The organism is Streptomyces nanshensis (assembly GCF_001751255.1).
Lineage (GTDB): Bacteria > Actinomycetota > Actinomycetes > Streptomycetales > Streptomycetaceae > Streptomyces > Streptomyces nanshensis_A.
The window spans coordinates 1-4,245 of sequence record NZ_LJGW01000634.1 but is presented as its reverse complement, the minus strand read 5'-3'; the positions used below and the strand labels follow the sequence as shown (position 1 = coordinate 4,245).

General features: G+C 74.9%; 2 protein-coding genes. Both read right to left on the bottom strand.

Going from position 1 to position 4,245, the window contains the following annotated elements; all coding sequences use genetic code 11:
* Positions 1 to 983, bottom strand: a 983-nt coding sequence (locus AN218_RS30560) for a DNA polymerase Y family protein (protein ID WP_070020287.1), incomplete at its 3' end; no start/stop codon positions are given.
* Positions 980 to 4,245, bottom strand: a 3,266-nt coding sequence (dnaE, locus tag AN218_RS30555) for a DNA polymerase III subunit alpha (RefSeq protein ID WP_070020286.1), incomplete at its 5' end; no start/stop codon positions are given. The genes dnaE and AN218_RS30560, both read right to left, overlap by 4 nt.

The window sequence follows — 4,245 nt, the reverse complement described above, 5'->3', positions numbered from 1 at the left end:
CCGAACCGCAGCCGGGCACGGTCCGCCGCCGCCTCCGCACGCCGGGCCTTCTCCTCCCGGGGGTCCAACGAGAGCTGGCGCGCGGCGAGTTCGGCCGGCATCAGCTCCTCGGCGCGCAGCGCGACCGCCCGTACGCGGGCCCGCTGCAACCCCAGCCCGTCGTGCAGCGCATAGGCGACGGCGGTCAACGACGGTGTGTGCGCGGACGGTTCGGCCAGCCGCCGCCTGCGTGTGGTGACGGTGCGGTCGGCGTAGCGGACGGTCAGGGTCAGCGCGCGGGCCGCCTGCCCGCCCGTACGCATGCGGAAGCCCAGCTCGTCGGCGAGGGTGAGCAGCGCGCGGCGGCGCTCGCCGGCGTCGAGTTCGTCCCGGCCGAAGCGGAGTTCGGCGCTCTCCGAACGCGCCGGTTCGTCCGGCACCACCGGCGTCGGGTCGATGCCGCGGGCCCGCTCGTGGAGGAGGCGCCCGGTCTTCGCGCCGAGGATGCGCTGCAGTGTGCCGGGCGCGGCGGCGGCGACCCGCCCGGCGGTGTCCAGACCGTACGAGCACAGGGTCCGCGCGGTCGCCGGGCCCACGCCGTGCAGCTCCGCGACGGGCCTGCCGTCGAGGAACCCGGCGGTCTCCCCCGGGCGTACGACGCGGACCGCCCCCGCGGGACCGCAGCGCGCGGCCATCCGCGCGAGCAGCGGGTTGACGGCGACGCCGACGGTGCAGTCGGTGCCGTGCAGCGCCAGCGCGCGGAGGCGGACGAGCCGGGCGAGGCCGGGGGCGTCACAGCCGAAGTAGCGCAGCGCGCCCCGTACGTCGACGAGCGCGGCGTCGGGCGGCAGCGCCTGTACGACGGGGGTGAAGTCCGCGAGGAGACCGAGGAGTCGGGGGAAGCGGGCAGGGTCGTTCGCCTCCCCGGCGCCCTCCCCCGGGTCCCGTTCCTCGAAGCGCACGTACAGCACGCGGAGTCCGCGGCCGTCGTCCGGCGCGCTCATCCCGCGCTCCCGGGGCTGGAGTGCCAGAGCTTGCGCAGGGCCTTCGGGGAGGCGGCGGAGTCGCCCGCGGGACGCAGATCCGCCCAGGGGTGCATCGCATAGCCCTTCGCCACCTCGACGGTGCGACCCCCGGCGCCGTCCTCCGATTTCTTCTCCTTCTCGTCCTCCTCCTTCTGGTCCTTCTGGTCCTTCTCCGTCCCGTCCCCCTCCCGGTCCTTCTCCGGGTCTCCCTCCGGCGCGGGCTCCGCCAGCCTGGCGGCCACCGCGTCCAGGCCGCCGGTACGGCGCAGTCCGGCCAGTTCCGCCAGGTCCCACGCGGCCGACCCGACCACGCTGAGGCTGCGCGGCCCGCGCCGCTGCACCACTCCCCGTACCAGCAGCAGCCACGAGTGGAAGACGGTGTGCGCGCACGCTGCATGGCTGTCATCGAAGAAGGCGAGGTCGACCAGCCCCGTGCCGTCGTCGAGGGTGCAGAAGATGACGCGCCGCCCGGAGCGGATCGGCGGGGTCTGGGTCGCGGCCTTGGCACCGGCGACGAGGACCGTCTCACCGTGCCGTGCGTCGCGCAGCGCCCGCGCGGAGTGCGCGCCCAACTCCCGCAGGAACGCGGTGTGGTCCTCCATCAGATGCCGGGAGGTGTCCATGCCGAGGACGCCGAGCTCCGCGCCGAGCCGTTCGTCGGCGTCGAGGTCGGGCAGCCCCGCCGGTTCGGGTACGGAGGCGCTGCCCGACGCGAGCCGGTCCAGCGCCAACTGCCCCTCGCGCGCGCCGGATTCGCCACGCCGGCGGCGGTGGAGCTCGTCGATCTGCAGCAGCAGGTCGCGGCGGTTCCCGCCGGGCGCGAAGGCGTCCAGCGCCCCCACCTGTGCGAGCCCCTCGGCGACGGGACGCGGCGGACGCGCACGCGACCAGAAGTCGGCCAGCGAACCGTAGGGCCGCCCGGCGGCGATGCGTTCCGCGTCCGCCTCGCTGATGCCCTGCACCTCGCAGAGCGCGAGCCGCAGCCCCCAGCGGCGCCGCCGCCCCTCCTCCGGGCTCCCGCTCTCCGGCACACCACCCGTCACGGCATCCGCCACGGCGCCCGTCGCGCCGCCGTCCCCGACTCCCCCGGAGTCAGGCACCGGTTCGATCCGGTACGCGGTCGACGACCGGTTCACATCCAGCGGCAGCACCGGCACCCCGCGCCGGCGCGCGTCCGCCAGCAGCAGCCGCTTCGGGTACATCCCCGGGTCGTGCTCCAGCACCCCCGCGTAGAAGGCCGCCGGATGGTGTGCCTTCAGCCACGCCGACTGGTACGTCGGTACGGCGAAGGCCACGGCGTGCGCCTTGCAGAAGCCGTACGAGCCGAACGCCTCCACGATCTCCCAGGTGCGCTCGACGGTCTCGGCCGCGTACCCCCGGCGCGACGCCTCCTGCGCGAACCACGCCCGTACCCTCCCCTGCCGCTCGCCGTCCGAGAGCGCGCGCCGCGCCTCGTCGGCCATGGCACGTCCGCATCCGGTCATGACGGAGACGATCTCGATGATCTGCTCGTGGAAGACCACGACACCGAACGTCTCCCGCAGCGCGGGCTCCAGGTCCCGGTGCGGATACGCGGCGGGCCGCCGTCCGTGCCGTGCCTCGATGAACGGGCGCACCATGTCGGCGACGACCGGCCCCGGCCGGAACAGCGAGATGTCGACGACGAGATGGTGGAAGCTCTCCGGCTGGAGCCGCCCCACCAGGTCGCGCTGGCCCGGCGATTCGATCTGGAAGCAGCCGAGCGTCTCCGCGGAGCGGATCAGCGCGTACGTCCGCGGATCGCCCCGCGGCACCTCGTCCAGGTCGACGCGGCCGCCGCCGGCCCGCTCGATCTCGGCGACCGCGTGCGCCATCGCGGACTGCATCCGTACGCCCAGCACATCCAGCTTGAGCAGCCCCAGCTCCTCCACGTCGTCCTTGTCGAACTGCGACATGGGGATGGGGGCGCTCCCCTCGCCCCCGGCGAGCGGTACCTCGCCGCTGGTGGGCACCACGGGCGTACGGGCGCGCAGCGAGGAGTCGGAGAGCAGCACACCGCACGGGTGCATGGCCACCCCGCGGGGCAGGGCGTCCAGCGACTCGACCAGGTCCCAGAAGCGGGGGCCGTACCTCTCGGCGTCCACGCCCTGGAGTTCGGGGAGTTCACCGAGGGCGGCACGGGCGTCGCGCGCCCGGATGTGCGGGAACGCCTTGGCGAGCCGGTCGGTCTCGGCGGGGTCCATGCTCAGCGCGGCGCCCACGTCGCGGATGGCGTGCCGTACGCGGTAGGTCTCCGGCATGGCGACGGCGGCGACGCGCTCCTCGCCGAAACGGTCGAAGACCGCGCGGTAGACCTCCAGCCTGCGCGCCGACTCCACGTCGATGTCGATGTCCGGCAGGGCGGCGCGGTGCGGCGAGAGGAACCGCTCCATGAGCAGGCCGTGTTCGAGGGGGTCGGCGTTCGCGATGCCCAGCAGATGGTTGACGAGCGACCCGGCGCCCGAACCGCGCGCCGCGACCCGTACGCCCATCTCCCGTGCGTCCTCGACGACTTGGGCGACGGTGAGGAAGTAGGAGGAGAAGCCCAGGCCCTCGATGATGCCCAGTTCGTGTTCGAGCCGCTCCCAGCGCTTCCGGCTCCCCTCGTACCGGCGCGCGACCATCCCCGCCGCGCAGCGCGAACGCAGCACGCGCTCGGCGCTCCTGCCGCCGGACGCGCCGACCAACCACGGTTCGGGGAAGTGCACGCGGCCGATGCCGATGTCGTCCTCCGGGTCGACGCGGCAGCCCTCGGCGGTCTCCACGGTCAGCTCCAGCAGCCGCTTCGCGGTGCCGCTTCCGTAGCCCGCGGCACGGGCGATGCGCTCCGCCGCGCAGGCCATGGGCTCCGGTCCCTTGAGCCACCGCTCGCCGCCGTCCAGTCCCCTGCGGGGGTCGACGGGGACCAGGCGGCGGGCTGCGTCCAGTACGTCGGCGACGGGGCCCTGGCTGGGGTCGGCGTAGCGCACGCCGTTGGCCAGTACGGGCCTGACGCCCTCGCCGGCCGCGAGCCCCAGCATCCGCGCGGACTCCCGCAGCGGCAGATGCCCGGCCACCTCCAGACGCAGCGCCCGCGTACCGAAGATCTCCCGCCAGCCGTCCAGCAGACGTGCCGCACGGTCGGGGCGTCCGGCGGCCAGCGCGCGGCCGACGTCGGAGTCCGGTCCGAGCAGCACGGTCAGCGCGTCCTCGTGCGAGCCGGCGGCGCCCGCCTCCGCGCCCG